Here is a 25,622-nt window from a genome sequence, read left to right as displayed (position 1 = left end):
GCCCCCCGCTCATGTCCCAGCCCCGCTCCCTCGTTGATCTGCTCGAAGAGCGCAGTTCCACCCGTGCCGAGCAGCGCCTGTACACCTTCCTGGATGACGAGGGAGCAGACGAAGCCGCCCTGACCTACGGCGAGCTGTTCACCCGCGCGCGGCGCATCGGGGCCGCCCTCCAGGAGCTGGCTCCCCCCGGCGAGCGCGCCGTGCTGCTCTATCCCCCCGGCACCGACTACGTCTCCGGCTTCTTCGGCACCCTCTTCTCCGGCCTCGTCGCCGTGCCCGCCTATCCGCCGGATCCCTCGCGTCTGGAGCGCACGCTGCCGCGCCTGCGCGCCATCATCCACGACGCCCGCGCCACCGTGGTGCTCACCACCTCCTTCGTCCTGTCCATGGTGGAGGCGCTCTTCCAGGACGCCCCCGACCTGAAGGCCCTGCGCTGGGTGGCCACCGATACCCTCTCCCCCGGCGGCGAGACGCTCTGGCGCAAACCCTCCGCGGGCCCCGAGTCGCTCGCCTTCCTCCAGTACACCTCCGGCTCCACCGGCACGCCCCGGGGCGTGATGCTCAGCCACGCCAATCTGTTGCACAATCTGGCGCTCATCCGCGGCGCCTTCCAGACGCGCGACGACAGCGTGGGCGTCATCTGGCTGCCGCCCTACCACGACATGGGGCTCATCGGCGGCATCCTCGTGCCCCTCGCCCAGGGCTTCCACACCGCCCTCCTGTCGCCGCTGTCCTTCCTCAAGCGCCCTCGCGCCTGGTTGGAGGCCATCACCCGCCTCGGCGGCACCATCAGCGGCGGCCCCAACTTCGCCTTCGAGCTGTGCGTGCGCCGCATCCCCCCCGAGCAGCGCGAGGGGCTCGACCTGAGCCGCTGGCAAATCGCCTTCTGCGGCGCCGAGCCCATCCGCCCCGCCACGCTCGACCGCTTCACCGAGGCCTTCTCCCCCCACGGCTTCCGCCGCGAGGCCTTCTATCCCTGCTATGGCCTCGCCGAGGCCACCCTCATCGTCTCGGGAGGCCTCGCCTCCGCTCCCCCCCTCCTGCGCGACGTGGACGCCTCCTCGCTGGAGCGGGGCCTCGCCGTGGTTCCCCCCACCCACGAGGCCGCACGGACGCTGGTCGGTTGTGGCACGTCGCTCCAGGACCAGCGCATCGCCATCGTCGAGCCGGAGTCCCTCCGCGAGCTGCCCCCGGGCGAGGTCGGCGAAATCTGGGTGAAGGGCCCCAGCGTCGCCCAGGGCTACTGGCAACAGCCCGAGGAGTCCGTGCTCGGCTTCTCCGCCCACACCGCCAGCGGCGAGGGCCCCTTCCTGCGCACCGGGGACCTCGGGTTCCTCGATGGACACGAGCTGTATGTGACCGGACGGCGCAAGGATCTGCTCATCCTGCGCGGCCGCAACCTCTATTCCCAGGACCTCGAGTTCACCGTCGAGCAGAGCCACCCCGCGCTCCGGCCCGGCTGCGGCGCCGCCTTCGGCATCGAGGAGGACGGCGAGGAGCGTCTCGTCGTCGTGCAGGAGGTGGACGCGCGCAAGCTCGACGGCACCGTGGAGGAGCTCGCCGCCCTCCTCCGGCAACGCCTCGCCGAGCGGCATGAGGTGCGGCCCCACGCGCTCGTGCTCATCCAGCCCGGCAGTCTGCCCAAGACGTCCAGCGGCAAGGTGCAGCGCCGCGCCTGCCGTGCCGCGTTCCTCGCCGGTGAGCTGCGCGCCGTCCACGTCTGGCGGGCCTCGGAGCCCACGCCCCCTCCCTCCGCGTCACCCGCCTCTCCGGCCGCTCCCGCCGACTCCGTGGAGGCCCGCGTGCTGGCGCTCATCGCCACGCGGCTAGGCGCTCGCGCCCACTCCCTTGAGCCGCACCAGCCCCTCACCCGGCTGGGACTGGACTCCCTCGCCGCGGTGGAACTCGCGCACGCGCTGGAGCAGGACCTGGGCGTCGCCCTGCCCATGGAGACCCTGCTGCGGGGCGTGAGCGCCTCCGAGCTGGCCCGGGAGATCTCCGCGCGCCAGGCCTCCGCCTCTCCCCGGGGCTCCATCCCCCGCGCGCCTCGCGACCGGCCCCTGCCCCTCTCCTTCGCCCAGCAGCGGCTGTGGTTCCTCGATCGGCTCGAGCCCGGCAGCGCCTTCTACAACGTCCCCGTGGTCTCCCGCGTGACGGGCCCCCTCGACGTGTCCGCCCTGGAGAAGAGTCTCCAGGCCCTCGTGCGCCGCCATGAGACGCTCCGCACCGTGTTCCGCGAGGAGCGCGGCGAGCCCTCCCAGCACATCCTCGAGGAGCTGGTCCTGGCCCTCGGCGTCGTCGACCTGAGCGCCCTGCCCGAGAACGCCCGCGAGCGGGAAGCCCAACGGCTCGCGCGCGAGGAGGCCCGGCGCCCCTTCGACCTCTCTCGCGGACCGCTGCTCCGCGCCACCCTGGTGCGGCTCGGCGCCGAGCGGCATCTGCTGCTGCTCACGCCCCACCACATCATCTCCGATGGCTGGTCCCTGCGCGTCCTCGTGCGCGAACTGGAGGCGCTCTACTCGGCCCTCTCCACCGGCCGCACGCCCTCCCTTCCCGCCCTGCCCCTGCAATACGCCGACTACGCCGTCTGGCAGCGCGAGTCGCTGCGCGGCGCGCGGCTCGAGGCGCTGCTCGGCTGGTGGCGCACGTACCTCGCCGGCGCCCCGCCCGTGCTGGAGCTGCCCGGGGATCGCCCCCGGCCCCCGTCCCAGTCCTACCAGGGCGCCCACGTGGTGCACCGCCTCGAGCACGAGTCCTGGGCCCGCGTGAAGGCGCTCGCCCACCGCGAGTGCACCACCCCCTTCGTCGCCCTGCTCGCCGGCTTCCAGCTCCTGCTGCACCGCTACTCCGGCCAGGAGGAGCTCGTCGTCGGCGTGGACCTCGCCCACCGCACGCGGCCCGAAATCGCTGGACTCATCGGCCTCTTCGTCAATCCGCTCCCCGTTCGTGGAGATCTGCGCGGCGCCCCCTCCTTCCGTGAGCTGCTCGCCCGGGTCCACGCGGGCGTGCTCGGCGTCCAGGCCCACCAGGACCTGCCCTTCGACGAGCTGGTGCGCGCGCTCAACCCCGAGCGCAGCCTCGCCCACGCGCCCCTCTTCCAGGTGAAGCTCGTGCTCCAGGACGCCCCCTCCACGCCTCCGGGCGCGAGCCTCGTCCTCGACAGCTCCCTCGGGGACACCGGCGCCACCAAGCTCGACCTCACCCTCTCCGTCACCGAGTCCGCCCACGGCCTGGAGCTGCTGGGCGAGTACGCCACCGATCTCTTCGACGCGAGCACCGTCTCGCGCATGCTCGCGCACCTGTGTCTGCTGCTCGAAGGGGCCGCCGCCGCTCCGGAGCGCCCCGTGCACGCGCTGCCCCTGCTCTCCGCGCCCGAGCGCCACCGCGCCCTCGTGGAGTGGAGCCACACCGCGCCCGCGACTCCCGACTCCTGTGCGCACCTCCTCTTCGAGGAGCAGGTCCGCCGCACCCCCGACGCTCCCGCCGTCTCCCTCGGCACCAGCACCCTGTCCTACCGGCAGCTCGACGCGCGCGCCAACCAGCTCGCCTGGCACCTGGCCTCGCTCGGCGTCGGGCCGGAGATGGTGGTGGGCGTTCACCTGGAGCGCACGCCCGAGTGGGCCATCGCCGTGCTCGGCGTGCTCAAGGCCGGCGGCGCCTTCCTGCCGCTCGATCCCAGCTACCCCTCCGCCCGTCTCGCGCTGATGCTCCGGGAAGCCCAGGTGCCCGTGATCATCTCCCGCGAGGCCCTGGCCGATCAGCTCGCCTCCCAAGGTGAGCTGCTGGTGCTCCTGGATGGGGATGGTCCGGCCCTGGACGCACAGCCCGAGACGGCGCTGTCGCCCGCACCCGCCGTCACCCCCGGGCACCTCGCCTACGTCATCTTCACCTCCGGCTCCACCGGCACGCCCAAGGGCACCCTGCTGGAACACCGCGGCCTGTGCAACACCGCCCGCGCCACCCACGAGGCACTCGGCCTGCGCCCTGGCGAACGGATGCTGCAGATGGCGTCCATCGGCTTCGATGCCTCCGTCAGCGAGCTCTTCTCCACGCTGCTCTCCGGCGCCCACCTGGTGCTCGCTCCGCCCGAGTCGCTGCTGCCCGGGCCCCCGCTCCAGAAGGTGCTCGCCGACGAGCGCATCACCGTCATCACCGCCACGCCCACCTCGCTCGCCCCGCTGGAGCCCGAGGCCCTGCCCCACCTGCACGTGGTGGCCTCCGTGGGCGAGGCCTGCACCCCGGAGCTGGCCCGACGCTGGAAGCCCGGCCGCCGCTTCCTCAATGCCTACGGCCCCACCGAGGCAAGCGTCTGCGCCACGATCGACCCCGACGTGGATCCCCGCCAGCCGTCCATCGGCCGGCCCATCGCGGGCGCCCGGACGTACGTGCTCGACGCACGCCTGGAGCCCGTGCCCGTGGGCGTCCCCGGAGAGCTGTACGTGGGCGGCGCTGGCGTGGCCCGGGGCTACCTCCACCGCCCCACGCTCACCGCCGAGCGCTTCGTTCCCCACCCCTTCTCCTCCATCCCCGGTGCGCGGCTGTACCGGACGGGGGACCGCGTGCGCCTGTCGCCGGATGGGCGGCTGGAGTTCCTCGGCCGGCGCGATGCCCAGGTGAAGGTGCGCGGCGTGCGCGTGGAGCTCGGCGAGGTGGAAGCCGCGCTGGCCCAGCACCCCGGCGTGCGTCAGGTCGTGGTGCTCGTGCGGGAGCACGCTGGCGAGTCGCGGCTGGTGGCCTATGTCGTGGCCGGCGAGGACGTGGAGCCCGCGGCCCTCCGGCGCTTCCTGCGCGAGCGGCTTCCCGACGCGCTCGTGCCCTCCGCCATCGTCCGGTTGGACGCGCTGCCCCTCTCCCCGGGCGGCAAGGTGGATCGTCAGGCGCTGCCCTCGCCCGAGCAGGCCAGCCCCGTGCCCCCGGCACCCTCCACCGAGCCCCGCTCCGAGCTGGAGCAGCGCATCGCCTCCGTCTGGGCGCGCGTGCTCCAGGTGCCCCACGTGGGGCCGCATGACCACTTCTTCGATGACCTGGGCGGCAGCTCGCTGCTCGTGGTGAAGGCGAGCACGCACCTGCGCGACGAGCTGGGCCACGACGTCCCCGTCACCCACCTCTTCGAGCACCCCACCGTGAGCGCCCTCGCGGCGCGGCTCCAGAGCGAGCGTCCGGCCCCCGCCGCCGAGCCCCGGCGCACGGCTTCCGACGAGGACTCCCACGACATCGCCCTCATCGGCATGGCCGGGCGCTTCCCGGGCGCCGCCGATGTGCACGCCTTCTGGGAGAACCTGCGCCAGGGCGTGGAGTCCATCTCGCGCTTCGCCCCGGAGGAGCTGGAGCCCTCGCCCCTGTTCTCCGAGGCACTGCGCACCCATCCGGACTTCGTCCCCGCCGGCGGCATCCTCGAGGGCGCCGAGGGCTTCGATGCCGGCTTCTTCGAGCTGTCCCCCCGCGAGGCGACGTGGATGGATCCGCAGCAGCGGCTCTTCCTCCAGTGCGCCTGGCACGCGCTCGAGGACGCCGGCCATGACCCGGAGCGCTTCCACGAGCCCATCTCCCTCTACGCCGGCGCGGGCAGCTCGAGCACGCACGTGCTGGCGGTGCTCGGGCAGACCCGGAAGGATCCCGCCTCGCTGTTCGAGGCGCTGGGCACCACCACCGGCGAGAACGTGGCCACCAAGACGGCCTACAAGCTCCAGCTCGGCGGCGAGAGCCTCAACGTCTACACCGCCTGCTCCACGGGGCTCGTGGCCGTGCACCTCGCCTGCCAGAGCCTGCGCACCCGCCAGTCGGACCTCGCGCTGGCCGGCGCGGTGAAGGTGTCCCTGCCCCAGCGCACCGGCTACCTCTTCCAGGAAGGGATGATCCTCTCCCCCGACGGCCACTGCCGCGCGTTCGACGCGAGCGCCCGGGGCACCGTGCTCGGCAACGGCCTGGGCGTGGTGGTGCTCAAGCGGCTCGCGGACGCCGTGCGCGACGGGGACTCCATCTACGCCGTCATCAAGGGCTCGGCGCTCAACAACGACGCCGCCGCCAAGGTCAGTTACACCGCGCCCAGCGTCCAGGGACAGAGCCAGGTCATCTCCCGCGCGCTCGCCTCGGCCGGCGTCGACGCCTCCAGCATCGGCTACGTGGAGGCCCACGGCACCGGCACCTCGCTGGGAGATCCGATCGAGATCGCCGCGCTCACCCGCGCCTTCCGCGCCCAGACGAGCCTCACCGGCTACTGCGCCATCGGCTCGGTGAAGACCAACATCGGGCACCTGGACACCGCCGCGGGCATCGCCGGTCTCATCAAGGCCGCCCTCGCGCTGCACCACGGAGAAATCCCCCCGAGCCTCCACTTCGAGCGCCCCAATCCGGAGATCGACTTCGAGCGCGGTCCGTTCTTCGTCAACACCGCCCCCCGCCCCTGGACGCGCACCGAGGGCCCCAGGCGGGCCGGAGTCAGCTCGTTCGGCATCGGTGGCACCAACGCCCACGTGGTGCTGGAAGAGGCGCCGCGACAGGACGGCGGGCAGGGCAGCCACCGCCCCCGGCAGCTCGTCACCCTGTCCGCCCGGAGCGCCTCCGCCCTGGAGGCGATGGGCCGCGCGCTGGCCGGCTTCGTGGAGAAACACCCGGAGGTGAACCTCGCGGACCTGGCCTTCACCCAGCACGTGGGGCGCAAGGCCTTCGAGTTCCGCCGGGCACTCGTCGTGGAGGACGCCGCGGGACTCGTGCGCGCGCTGGAGGAGGCCGGCCCTCCGTCCGAGGTACGTGAGCTGAACGCCGCCCGCTCGCGCCGCGTGGCCTTCCTCTTCCCCGGTCAGGGCGCGCAGTCCGTGCGCATGGCCCAGGAGCTGTACGCCGCCGAGCCCCTCTTCCGGAAGGAGCTGGACGCGTGCCTCGCGCTCCTGCCCGCCGCGGGCCTGACGGAGCCGCTGCTCCCGGTGCTCTTCCCCGAGCCGGGTGCCGAGGCCGCCGCCGAGTCCCTCCTCTCCTCTCCCCGCATCGCGCTGCCCGCGCTGCTGGCCGTGGAGCTCGCCCTCGCCCGACTGTGGCGGAGCTTCGGCTTCGAGCCGTCCGCGCTGCTCGGCCACAGCTTCGGTGAGTACGCGGCGGCGTGTGTGTCGGGCGTGCTCTCCCTGGAGGACGCGCTCCGGCTGGCCGTCATCCGCGGGGAGCTCATGGCCCAGCTCCCCCCGGGCGGCATGCTCGCGGTGGGGCTCTCCGCCGAGGCCCTGGCGCCGCTCCTGCCCGAGGCCGTGGAGCTCTCCGCCCTCAACGGCCCGGATCGCTGCACGGTGTCCGGTCCTCTCGAGGCCCTGGACGCCCTGGAGCGCACGCTGGCCGGGCGGCACGTGGGCCTGATGCGCCTGTCCTCGGCGCATGCGTTCCACTCGCGCGCCGTGGAGCCGTTGATGGCTGGCCTGGAGCGCGTCGTGGCCGGGCTCACCCTGAATCCCCCCTCCATCCCCTACATCTCCAGCCTCACCGGCACGTGGATCCGCCCCGAGGAGGCGACGTCCCCGCGTTACTGGGCCCGGCAGATGCGCGAGCCCGTGCGCTTCGCCTCGGGCTTGAGCACGCTCGTGGAGGCGGGCTGGAGCTGGTTCATCGAGACCGGCCCGGACCAGAACCTCACCGCGCTCGCCCGGCCCCGGCTGCGCGCCGAGCGCACGGCACTCGGAGTGCCCTCGCTGCGCCGCAGTGGCACGTCCGCCTCCGACTCCCAGACGCTGCTGGAGTCACTGGGCTCGCTCTGGCGCGCGGGCGCGGCCGTGGACTGGAACGGCTTCCACGCCCACGAGCGCCGCCGCCGCATCCCGCTCCCGGGCTACCCGTTCGAGGAGACCCGCTTCCCCCTGGAGCAGCGGCCCGCCACGCCCACCGAGTCCCTCCCCGGGGTGGCGGCTGTCCCGACGCCTCCGCCGCCCCCCGCGCCCGTGCCCGCCGCCGAAGCCCCCGTGCGCCGCGCGCCCCTCGGCGACATCCAGCAACGGCTGACGGAGCTGTGGCGGGAGCGGCTGGGCGTGGAGGACATCGGCCCGGACGACAACTTCCTCGACCTGGGCGGCAACTCGCTGATGGCGGCGCAGTTGCTCACCCGGTTGCGCGAGACCTTCCAGGCCCAGATTCCGCTCAATGATCTGTTCGAGGCGCCCACCATCGCCACCCTGGCCGCGCGCATCGAGGCCCGGCTCCAGGTGGAGCCGCGCTCGGGCGAGGCAACCGCGACGGCGATGCGGCCCGTTCCCCGCCCCGAGCCCATTCCCCTGTCCTACGTGCAGGAGCGCGTCTGGGAGATGGAGCTGCGCGAGCCGGGCAGCTCCCTGTTCAACGAGCCCCTCGCGGTCCGGCTCTCCGGCGCGCTGCGTCCCGAGCTGCTGGAGCGCGGCATCAACGAGGTGCTCCGCCGGCACGAGTCGCTGCGCACCGTCTTCCCCCAGGTGGACGGCAAGGCCTGGCCGCGCATCCTTCCCGAGGTGCGCGTGTCCCTGCCGGTGGTGGATCTGAGCGGCTTCGCCGGGGACCGGGAGGCCGAGGCGATGCGACTGGCCCGCCTCGCGCCCACCGCGCCGTTCCCGCTCGCCCAGGGTCCGCTGGTCCGGGTGCAACTGCTGCGGATGGCCGAGGCCGAGCACGTGCTGCTGCTCACCATCCATCACCTCGTGGCGGACACGATCTCCCTGGTGAACTTCATCGGGGAGGCGATGGTCTTCTACAGCGGGCTGCTCACCGGCCAGCCCGTGCCCGTGCCCGCGCTGCCCCTCCAGTACATCGACTTCACCCTCTGGCAGCGCCGCGCCCTGGCCGATGGCTCGCTCGCGGCCCAGCAGACCTACTGGCGCCAGCAGCTCGCGCGGCGTCCCGGACCCCTCCCCCTGCTCCTGGATCGCCCGCGCGTGCCTGGTACGCGCCGCCGGGGCGCCCGTCACGCGTTCGCCTTCCCCCGGGCGCTCGGCGCCGCCCTCCACGCCTTCGGCCAGCGCGAGGGCCTCACGCCGTACATGACGCTGCTCGCGGGCTTCAAGGCCTGGCTGGCCCGGTGCACGGGTCAGGACGACATCGTCGTCGGCACTTCCATCGGCAACCGGACCCGCCCCGAGCTGGAGCCGCAGATCGGCTATGTGGCCCATGCCCTGGCGCTGCGCACTTCCCTGGCCAGCGACCCGAGCTTCCGCGCGCTCGCGCTGCGCGTGCGCGACACCACCCTCTCCGCCTTCGCCCACCCGGACGTGCCCTACGAGCAACTCCTCGGAGAGCTGGAGCCCGGTGAGGAGGCCCGGCTGTCGCGCCTGTTCGACGCCATCTTCCTGCTGCACACCCAGGGCGTGTCCGCGCCCCTGCTCGAGCTGCCCGGCCCGAAGTTGAGCTACTTCGACGTCACGGAGTTGCCCGCTCAGTACGGCACCTCGCTCGCGGACATGTCGCTGCTCATGCGCGAGGACGCCCAGGGCTTCTCCGGCACGCTGGAGTACGCCGTCGATCTGTTCGACACCTCCACCATCGTCCGGCTGCTCTCGCAACTGGAGGCCTTGCTCACCGACGCGCTGGCCTCGCCGGACAAGCCCCTGTCCCAGCTCTCCCTCGACGGGCCCCCGCGAGCAACGCAGCTGCCCGGCGCCTCCGCCTCCCAGGGCACCTCCCTGCCCGCCCTGCTGTCCACCCAGGCCGGACGCACTCCGGACGCGGTGGCGATCCGCCAGGGAGACCAGACCCTGAGCTGGCGGGCCCTGCGTGCCCACGCGCTCGCGCTCGCCTCCCGGCTGCGGACGCGCGGCGTGGGGCCGGGGATTCCCGTGGCCGTGGACCTGGAGCCCTCTGCCGAGCGGGCCGTGGCCCTGTGGGGCGTGCTGGCCGCTGGTGGCGCCTATGCCCTCGTCTCGCCGTCCGAGGAGCTGTCCGCGCTCGGCCGGGAAGAGGCCACCCCCCTCCTTATTACGAGCCCCTCGGCACCGCTGCCTCCGGGGCTGGACGAGGCCCACCTCCTGCGCCTTGAGCTGTCCGATGCGCGCCCTCCCGAGACCCTCGCGCCGGCCGTGGACGGCAACGGCCTGGCCTGCCTGGTGCGCGAGCCGGAGCACGGCGAGCGGGCCCGGGTCATGTGGAGCCACCACAACCTGCTCGAGCGCTTCTCCGCGCTGGATGCCCGCGTCGAGGCCCGCCCGGGCGAGACCTGGTGGTGCCTCCCGGACGCCGCCGATCCCTCGGGCCTGGAGCTGCTCTGGGCGCTCACCCGGGGACTCCAGGTCGTCTTCCCGGCACGTGCTCCGTCGCGGCTCGTGGCGTTGCGTCCGGAGCCGTCCGCGACGCGGCCCCTGGACTTCAGCCTCTTCTACTTCGCCAATGACGCGGAGGCCTCGGGGCGGCGCAAGTACCAGCTCCTGCTGGACGGGGCGAGGTTCGCCGACACGCACGGCTTCAGCGCGGTGTGGACACCCGAGCGGCACTTCCATGCCTTCGGCGGCCCCTACCCGAGCCCCACCGCCACCAGCGCGGCGCTGGCGATGATCACCGAGCGGGTGTCCCTGCGCGCGGGCAGCGTGGTGCTTCCGCTGCATGATCCCATCCGCGTGGCCGAGGAGTGGTCCGTCATCGACAACCTCTCCAACGGCCGGGCCGGCGTGTCCTTCGCCACGGGGTGGAACCCCAACGACTTCGTCTTCGCGCCGGAGAACTTCCAGCAGCGCCCCGAGGCCCTGCGGCGGGGACTCGAGGAGATCCGCACCCTCTGGAAGGGCGGCGGCGTGCGCCGGACCAACGGCGCCGGCAACGAGGTGGACATCACCATCCGCCCCCGCCCGGTGCAGGCGGAACTGCCCGTGTGGATCACCGCCGCCTTCAACCCAGACACCTTCCGGCTGGCCGGAGCGCTGGGCGCGGGACTGCTCACCAACGTGCTGGGGCTCGGACAGGACTTCGAGGAGCTGGCGCGGAAGATCGCCCTCTACCGGCAGGCGCGGCGCGAGGCGGGGCATGACCGGGGCCACGTGGTGCTGATGCTCCACACCTTCGTGGCGGGCAGCCCGGAGGACGTGAAGCGCCAGGCGCGCGAGCCGCTCATGCGCTACTTCCGCAGCTCGGTGGAGCTGTTCAACGGGCTGGTGGCCAGCCAGGGACTGGGGCTCGACGTGCGCGACCTCACGCCCCAGGACGTGGAGGTGCTGCTGGAGCGGGGCGTCTCGCGCTACCTGGAGGCGGGGGGGATGTTCGGCACGCCCCAGACGCTCGCGTCCCGGGTGGAGCAGTTGCGCCGGGCGGACGTGGACGAGGTGGCCTGCCTCGTCGACTTCGGCCTGGGCCATGAGGCCGCGATGGAGGGGCTGCGGCACCTGGACGTGCTGCGCCGCCAGAGCCAGGAGCCGGTGGCCGGGCCCACCGCACCCGTGCTCGTGGAGGCCGATGGCATCCAGCTCCTCGCGGAGTCGTTGAAGCGAAGTCCTCCCGCGCACCTGCGTGGCACTGTCGCGCTCGTCGAGGCCCTCGCGCGGATGCCGGAGGCCGCCGAGGTGCTCGGTCCGGTGCGCACGCTGGTGCTGGACGGGGCCGACGCACTCCCCGCCCACCTGGCCACGACGCTCCAGCGAGTGGCCTCCGCGCGCGTGGTGGCGCCCGCGCCCCTGTTGCCCGGTACGCACGAGGACGACTCGCGCGCCTCCCGTGTCGTGCTGGACGCCGCCGGACGCCGCGCCCCGGTGGGCGTGGTGGGCGAGCTGTTCCTGGGGGGCGACGCGGTGCCGCTCGGCTTCTGGAAGGCGCCCGAGGTGACGCGTGCCCGGCTCCGCTCCTCGCCCGATGGCACGGGAGCCCGCCTGTACGGCACCGGCGCCCCCGCCCGCTACCGCGCGGACGGTGAGGTGGAAGTCCTCTCGACCCTGGCCCGGCAACGTCCCGCCTCCCGGGAACTGCCCTCTGTGCCTGTCGCTCCTCCCCCCGCGCCCGTCCCGGTCCACACCGAGGCTCCCGCGATCCAGGGCGAGGTCATCCCCCGCGTGTCCCGCGCGGCACCCCCGCCGCTGTCATTCGCGCAGCAGCGGCTGTGGTTCCTCGACCAGTACCAACCGGGCAGCGCGCTCTACAACATGCCCGCGGCGATGCGCCTGGAGGGCTCGCTCGACGTGGCCGCCCTGGGACGCGCCTTCGCCGAGTTGACGCGCCGCCACGAGGCCCTGCACACGACCTTCCAGGCCCGGGAGGGCGCTCCGGTCCAGGTGATCTCCCTCCCCGAGCAGCGCGCGCTGGAGGTGGAGGACCTCGGCGCGCTGGCCCCGGCCGAGCGGTGGGCCGAGGGACTGCGCCTGGCGCGCGAGGAGGCATGCCGGCCGTTCGATCTCGCCCATGGGCCGCTGTTGCGTACGCGCGTGCTGCGGCTCACGGAGAACGAGCACCTGCTGCTGGTGACGATGCACCACATCGTCTCGGACAGCTGGTCCATCGCGGTGCTGGTACGCGAGGTGGTGGCGCTCTATGAGGCGTTCGCCGCGGGGAAGTCCTCGCCCCTGCCCGAGCTGCCCATTCAATACGCGGACTACGCCGTGTGGCAGCGCGAGTGGCTGCGCGGGCCCACGCTCGCGGGACAGGTGGAGTACTGGAGGAAGCAGCTCGCGGATGCGCCCCCCGCACTGGAGTTGCCCACCGACTGGCCCCACACCGCGAACACGAGCAACCCGGGCACCTCGCTCCGGGTGACGTTCCCGCGTGCCCTGACGCAGGGGCTGAGGACGCTGTGCCGGCATGAGAAGGGCACCCTGTTCATGGGACTGCTGGCGGGCCTCCAGGCGCTGCTGGCGCGCTACACCGGGCAGGAGGACATCTGTGTCGGAGCGCCCATCGCGGGCCGCACCCAGCCCCAGACGGAGGCGTTGATTGGCTTCTTCGTCAACACGCTGGTACTGCGCACGCGGCTGGAGGGCAACCCCACCTTCCGTGAGCTGCTCGGCCGCGTGCGGGAGGTGACGCTCGGGGCCTATGCCCACCAGGACGTGCCCTTCGAGAAGCTCGTCGAGGAGTTGCAGCCTCCGCGTCAGCCCGAGCGCACGCCCTTCTTCCAGGTCGCGCTCGTGTTGATCAACACCCCCTCCGCGGAGATCTCCACGCGAGGACTCACCTTCCACCCCCTGGAGGTGGACAGCGGGACCTCCAAGTTCGACTTCACCCTGATCCTCACCGAGTCACCCCAGGGAATGAGTGGAGCCCTGGAGTACCGGAGCGATCTGTTCTCGGCCGCCACGGCGGCGCGGATGGTGGAGCACCTGCGTCTGTTGTTGGAGGACGCCGTAGCCCATCCCGAGCGCCGCCTGTCCTCGCTCGCCCTTCTGCCCGAGACGGAGCGGCGTCAAGTATTGGTGGAGTGGAATGCGCGCACCGCGGACGTCCCTCCTCCCGCGCTCGTGCATCAGCTCTTCGAGGCCCAGTCCGCTCGCACTCCCGACGCCCTCGCCGTGGTGTTCGAGGACTCCCAACTCACCTACGCCCGCCTGGAGCGTCAGGCCAACCGCCTCGCCCATCACCTGCGCTCCCTCGGCGTGCGCGCGGGGGACCGCGTCGCGCTGTGCGTGGAGCGTTCTCTGGAGTTGGCGGTGGGCGTGCTGGGCGTGCTCAAGGCAGGTGCGGCCTATGTGCCCCTCGACCCGGCCTACCCCGCCGAGCGTCTGGCCTTCATGCTCCAGGACGCGGGCTCGCCTCTCGTCCTTACCCACTCCCGTCTCCGCTCCTCGCTGCATGCCGGCACTCGGGCCCTGTGTCTGGACACCGAGGCCGAGGCCCTCTCGCGCCAGCCCACCTACGCGCCCGCGCTGGAGCTATCGCCCGAGGCGCCGTGCTACCTGCTGTACACCTCGGGCAGCACTGGCCGGCCCAAGGGCGTGCTCCTTCCGCACCGGGCTCTGTCTCATCTGCTGCACTGGCAGTCGCTCCAGTCCTCTCTGCCCTCGGCCACCACCCTCCAGTTCTCCGCGCTGAGCTTCGACGTCTCCTTCCAGGAGCTTTTCTCCACCTGGTGCTCCGGCGGCACCCTCGTGTTGCCCTCCTCCGAGGTGCGCCGCGACATGCCCGCCCTCCTGGCTCTCATGGCCCGCCAGGGCGTGCAGCGTCTCTTCCTGCCTTTCGTTGCCCTCCAGGCCCTCACCGATGCCGTCTCTCACGGCGCTCCTCTTCCCGAGCGTCTGCGCGAAGTGGTGACAGCCGGAGAGCAACTCCAAGTCACTCCCGCCCTCGTCTCCTTCTTCCAGCGCCTGCCGCAGTGCGTGCTGGAGAACCAGTACGGCCCCACCGAGAGCCACGTGGTGAGCGCCTACCGGCTGCGCGGCGCTCCGACTGATTGGCCCCGTCTGCCGCCCATCGGCTCGCCGCTGCCCCATTGCCCGCTCTACGTCCTGGACGCGCAGGGCCAGCCGTGTGCCCCTGGCGTCCCCGGTGAGCTGTTCATCGGTGGCGAGCAACTCGCCCTCGGCTACCACGCCCGTCCCGCACTCACCGCCGAGCGCTTCGTCCCCGACCCCTTCTCCTCCTCCCCGGGCGCCCGCCTGTACCGCACCGGAGACCGGGCCCGGTGGAACGCCGAGGGAGAGCTGGAGTACCTCGGCCGCCTGGATGGACAGGTGAAGGTGCGTGGCTTTCGCATTGAAACGGGTGAGGTGGAGGCCGCCCTGCGCGAGGCCCCCGGTGTCACGGACGCGGCGGCCGTGGTGCGCGAGGACTCCCCCGGCGACAAGCGCCTGGTGGGCTACGTCGTGCTCGTGCCTTCCACCGCCTGGGAGCCCGAGGCCCTGCGTCAAACCCTGGCCCGACGTCTGCCCGAGTACATGCTGCCCTCGGCCCTGGTGCGTCTGGACGCCCTGCCCCTGACGCCCAGTGGCAAGCTGGCTCGCCGTCTGCTGCCCGCCCCCGACGCCGACCATCTGCGCGGCGCCGCGCCCTTCGTCGCGCCCTCCACGCCCTTGGAGCAGACGCTGGTGGACACCTTTGCCCAGGTGCTGGGCGTGGCGCGCGTGAGCGTGGACGACCACTTCTTCAACCTCGGCGGCCACTCCCTGCTGGCCACCCAGGTGGTGTCTCGTCTGCGCAGCGCCCTCGGTGTGGACCTGCCCCTGCGCGAGTTGTTCGAGGCCCCCACCGTTCGCGCCCTCTCCCGACGCATTCAAGCCCTCGCGTCCACGGATCAGCGGGAGACTCGCGCGCCCGTGCGAGTGGCTCGCACGGGGCTGACGGAAGCGGAGTTGTCGTTCGCGCAGCAGCGGCTGTGGTTCCTCGACCAGTACCAACCGGGCAGCGCGCTCTACAACATGCCCGCCGCGCTGCGCGTCGAGGGAACGATCGACGTGGCCGCCCTGGAGCGAGCCTTCACCGGATTGATCCACCGTCATGAAGTGCTGCGCACCTCCTTCCAGGTCCGCGAGGGCAAACCCCTCCAGGTCATCGCGCCCGCGGCGGCCTGGACGCTGGAGCTCGAGGACCTCGGGCATCTCCCGCCGGAGCAGCGGCGGGCCGAGGCTCTGCGTCTGGCACACGAGGACGCGCGCCAGCCGTTCGATCTCGCGCGGGGCACCCTGCTGCGCACGCGGCTCCTGCGCCTGTCGGAGCGCGAGCACCTGTTGCCCATCACGCTGCACCACATCATCTCGGATGGCTGGTCCATCGCCGTGCTGATCCGGGACATGGTGGCCCTCTACGAGTCCTGCATCACCGGCAGGCCGTCGCCGCTGCCAGAGCTGCCCATCCAGTACGTGGACTACACCGTGTGGCAGCGCGAGTGGCTCCAGGGCGAGGTGCTGAAGCAACAGCTCGACTACTGGAGAACGCAGCTCGCGGACGTCCCGCCCGCGCTGGAGCTGCCCACCGACTGGCCGCACACCGCGGAGACTCGCCACCCAGGTGCCTCGATGCGGGTGGAGCTGCCGCATGCGCTGATCCAGGGACTCGGAGCGCTGTGCCAGCGCGAGGGCGCCACGTTGTTCATGGGTCTGCTGGCGGGTCTGCAAACCCTGCTGGCGCGCTACACCGGGCAGGAGGACATCTGTGTCGGAGCGCCCATCGCCGGCCGCACGCAGACCCAGACCGAGGGACTCGTCGGCTTCTTCGTCAACACGCTGGTGCTGCGCACGCGGCTGGAGGGCAACCCCACCTTCCGCGAGCTGCTCGGCCGCGTGCGGGAAGTGACGCTCGGAGCCTATGCCCACCAGGACGTGCCCTTCGAGAAGCTCGTCGAGGAGCTCCAGCCTCCGCGTCAGCCCGAGCGCACACCCTTCTTCCAGGTCGCGCTCGTGTTGCTCAACGCGCCCAGCGCGCGGCTCAGCGTGCCCGGGCTCGAACTCGAGATGTTGGACCTGGACACGGGCACGTCCAAGTTCGACTTCACCCTGCTGCTCACCGAGACCCCGGGCGGCTTGAACGCCACGCTGGAGTACCGGAGCGATCTGTTCTCGGCCGCCACGGCGGCGCGGATGATGGAGCACCTGCGTCTGCTGTTGGAGGACGCCGTGGCCCATCCCGAGCGCCGCCTGTCCTCGCTGTCTCTCTTCTCCGAGGTGGAGCGGCGTCAGGTGTTGGTGGAGTGGAATGCACGCACCGAGGACTTTCCGCCTCCCGCGCTCGTGCATCAGCTCTTCGAGGCGCAGTCCGCTCGGACTCCGGACGCTCTGGCCGTGGTGTTCGAGGACTCCCAGCTCACCTACGCCCGCCTGGAGCGTCAGGCCAACCGCCTCGCTCATCACCTGCGCAGCCTCGGCGTGCGTCCCGGTGATCGCGTGGGCCTGTGCGTGGAACGCTCGCTGGAGTTGGCGGTGGGCGTGCTGGGCGTGCTCAAGGCCGGTGCGGCCTACGTGCCCCTCGACCCGGCCTACCCCTCCGAGCGTCTGGCCTTCATGCTCCAGGACGCGGGCTCGCCTCTCGTCCTCACCCACTCGCGCCTCCTGTCCTCACTGCCCTCGGGCTCCCGGACCCTGTGTCTGGACACCGAGGCCGAGGCCCTCTCGCGCCAGCCCACCTACGCGCCCGCGCTGGAGCTGTCGCCCGAGGCCCCGTGCTACCTGCTGTACACCTCGGGCAGCACCGGCCAGCCCAAGGGTGTGCTCCTTCCGCATCGGGCCTTGAGCCACCTGCTGCACTGGCAGTCGCTGCAGTCACCCCTGCCCTCGGCCACCACCCTCCAGTTCTCCGCCCTCAGCTTCGACGTCTCCTTCCAGGAGCTTTTCTCCACCTGGTGCTCCGGTGGCACCCTCGTGTTGCCCTCCTCCGAGGTGCGCCGCGACATGCCCGCCCTCCTGGGCCTCATGGCCCGCCAGGGCGTGCAGCGTCTCTTCCTGCCTTTCGTCGCCCTCCAGTCCCTCGCCGACGCCGTCTCCCACGGCGCTCCTCTTCCCGAGCACCTGCGCGAAGTCGTCACCGCGGGCGAGCAACTCCAGGTGACACCCGCCCTCGTCTCCTTCTTCCAGCGCCTGCCGCAATGCGTGCTGGAGAACCAGTACGGCCCCACCGAGAGCCATGTGGTGAGCGCCTACCGGCTCCAGGGAGCGCCCTCCGACTGGCCGCGTCTGCCACCCATCGGCTCGCCCCTGCCGCACTGCCCGCTCTACGTGCTGGACCCGCAGGGCCAACCATGCGCACCCGGCGTCCCCGGTGAGCTGTTCATCGGTGGCGAACAACTGGCCCTCGGCTACCACGCCCGCCCTGCGCTCACCGCCGAGCGCTTCGTCCCCGACCCCTTCTCCTCCTCCCCCGGTGCCCGTCTGTACCGCACCGGAGACCGGGCCCGGTGGAACGCGGAGGGAGTGCTGGAGTACCTCGGCCGCCTGGATGGACAGGTGAAGGTGCGTGGCTTTCGCATTGAAACGGGTGAGGTGGAGGCCGCCCTGCGCGAGGCCCCCGGTGTCACGGACGCGGCGTCCGTGGTGCGCGAGGACTCCCCCGGCGACAAGCGCCTGGTGGGCTACGTCGTGCTCGTGCCTTCCACCGCCTGGGAGCCCGAGGCCCTGCGTCAAACCCTGGCCCGCCGTCTGCCCGAGTACATGCTGCCCTCGGCCCTGGTGCGTCTGGACGCCCTGCCCCTGACGCCCAGTGGCAAGCTGGCCCGCCGTCTGCTGCCCGCCCCCGACGCCGACCGTCTGCGCGGCGCCACGCCCTTCGTCGCGCCCTCCACTCCGTTGGAGCAGACGCTGGTGGACACCTTCGCCCAGGTGCTGGGCGTGGCGCGCGTGAGCGTGGACGACCACTTCTTCAACCTCGGCGGCCACTCCCTGCTCGCCACCCAGGTGGTGTCTCGTCTGCGCTCGACCCTCGGTGTGGACCTGCCCCTGCGCGAGCTGTTCGAAGCCCCCACCGTTCGCGCTCTCGCCCAGCGCCTCCAGGCAATCCTCCCAGCCCCGACTCGCCGGGTGTCCGCTCCGGTGATCGTCCCCCGCTCGGTGGAGGCGGAGCTGTCGTTCGCGCAGCAGCGGTTGTGGTTCCTCGACCAGTACCAGCCGGGCACCGCGCTCTACAACATGCCCGCCGCGCTGCGCCTGGAGGGCCCGCTCGACGTGACCGCCCTGCGCAACACGTTCACCGAGCTGGTGCGTCGCCATCAGGTGCTGCGCACCACCTTCCGGCTCCGCGATGAAATCGCCCGCCAGGTCATCGCGCCCGCGACGGGCTGGACGCTGGAACTCGAGGACCTGGGGCAACTCCTCCCGGAGCAGCGGCGGGCCGAGGCCCTGCGTCTGGCCCGTGACGAGGCCCGCCTGCCCTTCGATCTCGCGCGAGGCCCGCTGCTGCGCACGCGCGTGCTGCGGCTGTCTCCCCGGGAGCACCTGCTGCTGGTGACGATGCACCACATCATCTCGGATGGCTGGTCCATGGCCGTGCTGATCCGCGAGGTGGTGGCGCTCTACGAGGCCTTCTCCACGGGCAAGCCATCGCCGCTGCCGGAGCTGCCCATTCAGTACGTGGACTACGCCGTGTGGCAGCGCGAGTGGCTCCAGGGGGAGGTGCTGGAGCAGCAACTCACCTACTGGAAACAGCAACTCGAGGACGTCCCGCCCGCGCTGGAGCTGCCCACCGACTGGCCACGCACCGCGGAGCCGCTCAACCCAGGCGCCTCGCTGAAGGTCGAGCTGTCGCCGAGGTTGATGCACGGGCTGAAGGCGCTGTGCCAGCGCGAGGGCGCCACGCTGTTCATGGGACTGCTGGCGGGCTTCCAGCTCCTGCTCGCGCGCTACAGCGGGCAGGAGGACCTGTGCGTGGGAGCGCCCATCGCCGGCCGCACGCAGGCGCAGACCGAGGGGCTCATCGGCTTCTTCGTCAACACGCTGGTGCTGCGCACGCGGCTGGAGGGCAACCCCACCTTCCGTGAGCTGCTCGGCCGCGTGCGCGAAGTCACGCTCGGCGCCTATGCCCACCAGGACGTGCCCTTCGAGAAGCTCGTCGAGGTGCTGCAACCCCCGCGTCAGCTCGGACGTACGCCCTTCTTCCAGGTGATGCTGGCCCTGCTCAACACGCCCTCGGAGACGCTGTCCGTCTCCGGGCTGAGGATCGAGCCGATGCCCCTGGACAGTGGCACGTCCCGGTTCGACTTCTCGCTCTCCCTCACCGAGACCCCGGGCGGGCTGAGTGGCGAGCTCGAGTACCGGACGGATCTGTTCTCGGCCGGCACGGCGGCGCGGATGATGGAGCACCTGCGCCTGCTGCTGGAGGACGCGGTGGCGCATCCCGAGCGCCGTGTGTCCTCGCTGTCCTTCCTGTCCGAGACGGAGCGGCGCCAGGTGCTGGTGGAATGGAACGCCACCGCGGCGGACTTCCCACGGGACACCCTCGTCCACTCGCTCTTCGAGGCCCAGGCCGCGCGCACGCCCGAGGCGGTGGCGGTGGAGTTCCAGGGCGCTACCCTCACCTATGCCCAGTTGGAGCGGCGCGCGCGCCGGCTCGCCCAGCACCTGCGAGGGCTCGGCGTGCGCGCGGGAGACCGGGTCGCGCTGTGCGTGGAGCGTTCACTGGAGATGATGGTGGGCCTGGTGGGCATCCTCCAGGCGGGCGCCGCGTACGTCCCGATGGATCCCTCCACGCCCCCCGAGCGCCTCGCCTTCATGCTGGCGGATACCGGCGCGCCCGTGCTGCTCACCCAGGAACACCTGCGCGCCACCGTGCCTTCCTTCGCGGGCCACCTCGTGACGCTCGAGTCGGGCGAGTGGATGCGCTCGGACGACGCGCCCGCGCCGCTCGACTCCGGCGTGACGGCGGAGCATCCCGCCTACGTCATCTACACCTCCGGGAGCACGGGCCAGCCCAAGGGCACGCTGCTGAGCCACCGGAGCCTGGTCAACAACATGACGTGGCTCATCTCCACGTTCGGCCTGAGCGCCGGGGATCGGGTGCTCCAGAAGACGACCCTGAGCTTCGACGCCGCCGTGTCGGAGTGCTGGGCCTCGCTGCTGGTCGGCGGTCCGCTGGTGCTCGCCCCGCCCACGGCCCACCGGGACCCCACCGCGCTGGTGGACTGCGTGGTGCGCGAGCGCATCCACGTGCTGCAACTGGTGCCCTCGCTGCTGCGCTTCATGTTGGAGGAGCCCGGCCTCTCCCGGGCCACGCACCTGCGCTTGATTCTCTGCGGCGGTGAAGCGCTGAGCGCGGAACTGGGCGTGCGCCTGCGCGCGATCCTGCCCCAGGTCCGGCTGGCCAACCTCTACGGCCCCACCGAGACCACCATCGATGCCACCTGGGCCCCCGTCTCGGGAGGGGAGTCCGCCGGGGTCCCCCTGCCCATCGGGCGGCCGGTGACCAACACCCAGGTGTACGTGCTGGACGGCGCGGGGAGCCCCGTGCCCGTGGGCGTGCCCGGAGAGCTGTACATCGGCGGCGTACAACTGGCCCACGGCTACCTGGGCCGGCCCGCGCTCACCGCCGAGCGCTTCGTGCCCCATCCCTTCAGCCCGGAGCCCGGAGCGCGGCTGTACCGCACGGGAGACCGGGCCCGGTGGTCGCCGGACGGGCAGCTCCAGTTCCTCGGGCGTGTCGACTTCCAGGTGAAGCTGCGCGGGCTGCGCATCGAGCTGGGGGAGATCGAGAGCGTGCTCTCCCGCCACCCGGCGGTGCGGGAGGTGGCGGTGCTGGCGCGCGAGGATCTCCCGGGAGGCGAGGGCCTGGTGGCCTATGTCACCCCGCGTCCGGGCCACGTGCTGGAGGAGGCCGCCCTGCGTGCCGTCCTGCGCCAGAGCCTGCCCGAGTACATGGTGCCCGCGGCCTTCGTGGTGCTGGACGCCCTGCCCCTCACGCGCAGCGGCAAGTTGGATCGCAAGGCGCTCCCGGCGCCCGTGGCGTCTGCCTCCGGGGAGACCTTCCTCGCGCCGGACACGGAGACCGGCAAGCGGCTCGCCGCGCTCTGGGGGGAGCTGCTCGGCCTGGAGCGGGTGGGCGCGCGGGATGACTTCTTCGCGCTGGGTGGCCACTCGCTGCTCGCCACGCGGTTGCAGTCGCGCATCCGCGGGGCCTTCGAGGTGGAGCTGCCCCTCCAGGCGCTCTTCGAGGCGAGGACCCTGGAGCAGCAGGCCGCGCGCGTGGAGGCGCTCATGGGGCTGGCCCGGCCGCTCGAGGCGCCCCCGCTGCGGCCCATGCCTCGCCAGGCGCTCATGCCGCTGTCCTTCGCCCAGCAGCGGCTGTGGTTCCTGGAACAGCTCGAGCTGGGCCTGCCCACCTTCAACGTCCCCATCGTCCTGCGGCTGCGGGGTGTGCTGGACGTGGCGGGGCTCGAGCAGTCCTTCCAGGAGATCTTGCGCCGGCACGAGGCACTCCGGACGTGCTTCGAGCAGGGGCCGGAGGGTCCCGCGCAGCGGGTGCTCCCCTCGGTGGAGTGGGGGCTCGGCCGGGTGGACCTGAGAGCGATGCCCACCGAGGCGCGTGAGCGTGAGGAGCGGCGGCTGGCGAATGAGGAGGCACGCAAGCCCTTCGTGCTGACCGAGGGGAGACTCCTGCGCGCCTCGTTGCTGTGGCTCCAGGACGAGGAGCACCTGCTGCTGTTGACCCTGCACCACATCGTCTCGGACGGCTGGAGCCTGGGCGTGCTGGTGCGCGAGCTGATGGAGCTGTACGCGGCGCGCTACGAGGGGAGGACGGCGCGGCTGCCCGCGCTGCCGGTGCAGTACGTGGACTACGCGGCCTGGCAGCGGCAGTGGCTGCGGGACGAGGTGCTGGAGGAGCAGCTCGGGTACTGGCGGCGGCGGTTGGAGGGAGCGCCGGCGGTGCTGGAGCTGCCGGCGGATCGACCCCGGCCCGCGGCGCGCACGTACCGGGGAGGCCGGCTCTTGTCGAGGTGGAGCGGAGAGCTGACACGGAAGATGGAGGCGCTCGCCCTGCACGAGCACTCCACGCTCTTCATGGTGCTGCTGGCGGGCTTCCACACGCTGCTGCACCGCTATACGGGGCAGACGGACGTGGTGGTGGGCACGGACGTGGCCAACCGCAACCGCCTGGAGACCGAGCCGCTCATCGGCTTCTTCATCAACCAGCTCGTGCTCCGACTGGGACTGGAGGGCAACCCCACCTTCGGCGAGCTGCTCGCCCAGGCGAAGCGGGTGTCGATGGAGGCCCAAGCGCACCAGGACGTGCCCTTCGAGGAGGTGGTGCGCGCGCTCAACCCGGAGCGCAGCACGGCCCACGCGCCGCTCTTCCAGGTGAAGCTGGTGCTGCAGAACGCCCCCCTGCCGATGCCCAGGCTGCCCGGATTGACGCTGAGCAACGAGCACCCGGCCGAGTCGATGTCCAAGCTGGATCTGACGCTGCTGGTGAACCCCACGGCCGAGGGCCTGGTGTGCGAGTGGATGTACAGCACGGACCTCTTCGACGCCTCCACGGTGGAGCGCATGGCCCGGCACTTCGAGCGCCTGATGGAGGGCGTGGTGGCCGGGGGAGAACGCTCACGGCTGTCCGAGCTGCCGCTGCTGACGGAGGAGGAGCGGCGGCGGGTGCTGGTGGAGTGGAACGATACCGCGAGGCCCTACGCGCGGCGGTGCCTGCATGAGCTCGTCTCCGAGCAGGCGGCGAGGACGCCCGAGGCGGTGGCGGTGAGCGCGGGCGGCGAGCGGCTCACCTACGGGGAACTGGAGCGGCGGGCCAACCAGCTCGCGCACTGGCTCCAGGCATTGGGAGTGGGAGCGGAGACGCGGGTGGGCCTGTTCGTGGAGCGGCGGGTGCACGCGCTGGTGGGCCTGCTGGGCATCCTCAAGGCGGGAGGGGCCTACGTGGCGTTGGATCCCTCGGCCGCGCGGGTGCCGGCGCGGGTGCGGCACGTGCTCGAGGACGCACGCATCCAGATCATCGTCACCGAGGAGTCCCTGGCGAACGAACTGCCCGCCCAGGGCGAGTTCCTGGTGAGCCTGGACGCCGGGGACGGGTTGCTGGAGGCCCAACCCGAGGAGGCCCCCGAGTCCCGGGCCGGGCCGGACAACGTGGCGTACGTCATCTACACGTCCGGGAGCACGGGGCAGCCCAAGGGGGTGTGCATCGAGCACCAACACCTGGCGAGCTACGTGGCGGCGGTGAGCGAGCGCCTGGAGCTGCCCCGGGGGATGAGCTTCGCCTCGGTGTCGACGCTGGCGGCGGACCTGGGCCACACGGCGCTCTTCCCCACGCTGTGCGCGGGGGGCGCGGTGCACCTGGTGGACAAGGAGACGGCCTCGGACGCGGCGCGGATGGCGGCCCACGGGCGCGAGCACGGCGTGGAGGGATTGAAGATTGTCCCGACGCACCTGGAGGCGCTGATGTCGGGAGCGGACGCCGCGGCGGTGCTGCCGCGCCGGCGCCTGGTGCTGGGGGGGGATCGCTCGGAGTGGGCGCTGGTGGAGAAGGTGCATGCCCTGGCGCCGGAGTGCGAGGTGTTCAACCACTACGGCCCGACGGAGACGACGGTGGGAGTGCTCGCGGACAAGGTCGAGCGCGGGGCCCGGGGCGCGGGAACGGTGCCGCTGGGCCGGCCGCTGGGGAACGTGAAGGCCTACGTGCTGGACGGGTACGGCCAGCCCGTGCCACCGGGCGTGCCGGGCGAGCTGTTCATCGGCGGGCGGAGCGTGGGCCGGGGCTACCAGGGCCGGCCAGACCTGACGGCGGAGCGCTTCGTTCCGGACGGCTTCAGTGGGGAGGCCGGAGCGCGGCTGTACCGGACGGGAGACCGGGTGCGGTGGCTGGAGACGGGCCGCATCGAGTTCCTCGGCCGAGTGGATCACCAGTTGAAGATCCGCGGCTACCGGGTGGAGCTGGGCGAGGTGGAGGCGGAGCTGGGCCAGCACCCCGGCGTGGGCGAGTGCGTGGTGGTGGCGCGCGAGGAGGCCGGAGGGAACAAGCACCTGGTGGCGTACGCGGTGGGCAAGCCGGGGCACGCGCTCGAAGAGCGAGGACTGTGCGTGTTCCTGGAGCAGCGGCTGCCGGATTACATGGTGCCCGCGGCCTTCGTGGTGCTGGAGACGATGCCGCTCACCTCGAATGGCAAGGTGGATCGCAAGGCACTGCCCGCTCCCGCCCAGCGGGAGGCGAGCGAGGCGTACGTGGAGCCGCGCACGGAGACGGAGCGGAAGCTGGCGGAGCTGTGGCGGGAGTTGCTCGGCGTGCCGCGCGTGGGCGTGCACGACGACTTCTTCGAGCTGGGCGGACACTCGCTGCTGGCCACGCAGGTGGTAGCGCGTGTGGGCACCCTGTTCCACGCGCGGCTCGCGGTGATCGATCTGTTCGAGGCCCCGCGGCTGGAGGCCCTGGCGGCGCGCATCGACTCGGGCATCACGTCGGACTCACCGCTGGTGGCGCTGAGGAAGGGAGGCGGCGCGAGGCCCTTCTTCTGCGTGCACGGCGTGGACGGCGACGCGATGACCTATCTGGAGCTGGCGAAGCGGATGGACGCGGACCAGCCCTTCTACGCCCTCCGGTCGCTGGAGAACGGGACCGAGAAGACGGTGGAGGAGATGGCCGCGCGCTACCTGGAAGCCATCCAGGAGGTGCAGCCCGAGGGCCCCTACCTGTTGGGCGGCTGGTCCATGGGGGCGCGCGTGGTCTACGAGATGGCGCGGCAGCTCGAGGAGCGGGGCGAGCGGGTGGGCCTGCTGGTCATCATGGACGCGCGTGCCAATGACGGCGGCTTCAAGCTGGAGGCGCTCGAACCGGGGATGATGAACCCGGCGGTGTTCAAGTTCACCAACCACCTGCGGCGGATAGGAGCACACCACTCGCGGGCGGCGGACCTCCTCCAGCGGTTGGATTCGGCGGAACTGTGGTCGGTGCTGGACGGGCCTCCCGAGGCGAGCGCCGCGCTCCAATTGGACGAGGCGGCGTGCGCGGAGCTGCGGACCCTGTGGCGGGTGTACGAGCGCAACTGGACCGCCGCGCGGATGTACGACCCGAAGCCGTACGGAGGCCCGCTGGTGCTGCTGCGCGCCAGCGACGCCTACCCCGGCGAGAAGGCGGTGCCGGTGGCGGAGTACGGCTGGGAGCCGCTCGCCCGGGGTGGCGTGGAGGTGCACGATCAGCCGGGCACGCACATCGGCATCGTCACCCTGCCCCTGGTGGAGCACCTGGCCGCGCGGCTGAGGAGCCTGCTCGAGCGGGCGCGGGAGCCAGGAACGGAGGCCGGGTAGCGCAGGGGCCGTCCGCAGGCGGCTCTCTCGCCTTTTGTGGCTTCGACGGTAGCGGAGGAGACG

General features: G+C 72.2%; 1 protein-coding gene. It reads left to right on the top strand.

The window, feature by feature from the left end; translation table 11 throughout:
* Positions 1 to 11 precede the first annotated feature (11 nt).
* The gene (locus D187_RS54380; RefSeq protein ID WP_002630350.1) at positions 12 to 25,559 is read left to right on the top strand and encodes a hybrid non-ribosomal peptide synthetase/type I polyketide synthase; all 25,548 of its coding nucleotides are present in this window, start codon (positions 12 to 14) and stop codon (positions 25,557 to 25,559) included.
* The last annotated feature ends 63 nt before the right edge of the window (positions 25,560 to 25,622 follow it).

The organism is Cystobacter fuscus DSM 2262 (assembly GCF_000335475.2).
Classification (GTDB): domain Bacteria; phylum Myxococcota; class Myxococcia; order Myxococcales; family Myxococcaceae; genus Cystobacter; species Cystobacter fuscus.
Note: the sequence above shows the minus strand (reverse complement) of the source record. Positions and strands in the feature narration are given on the sequence as shown.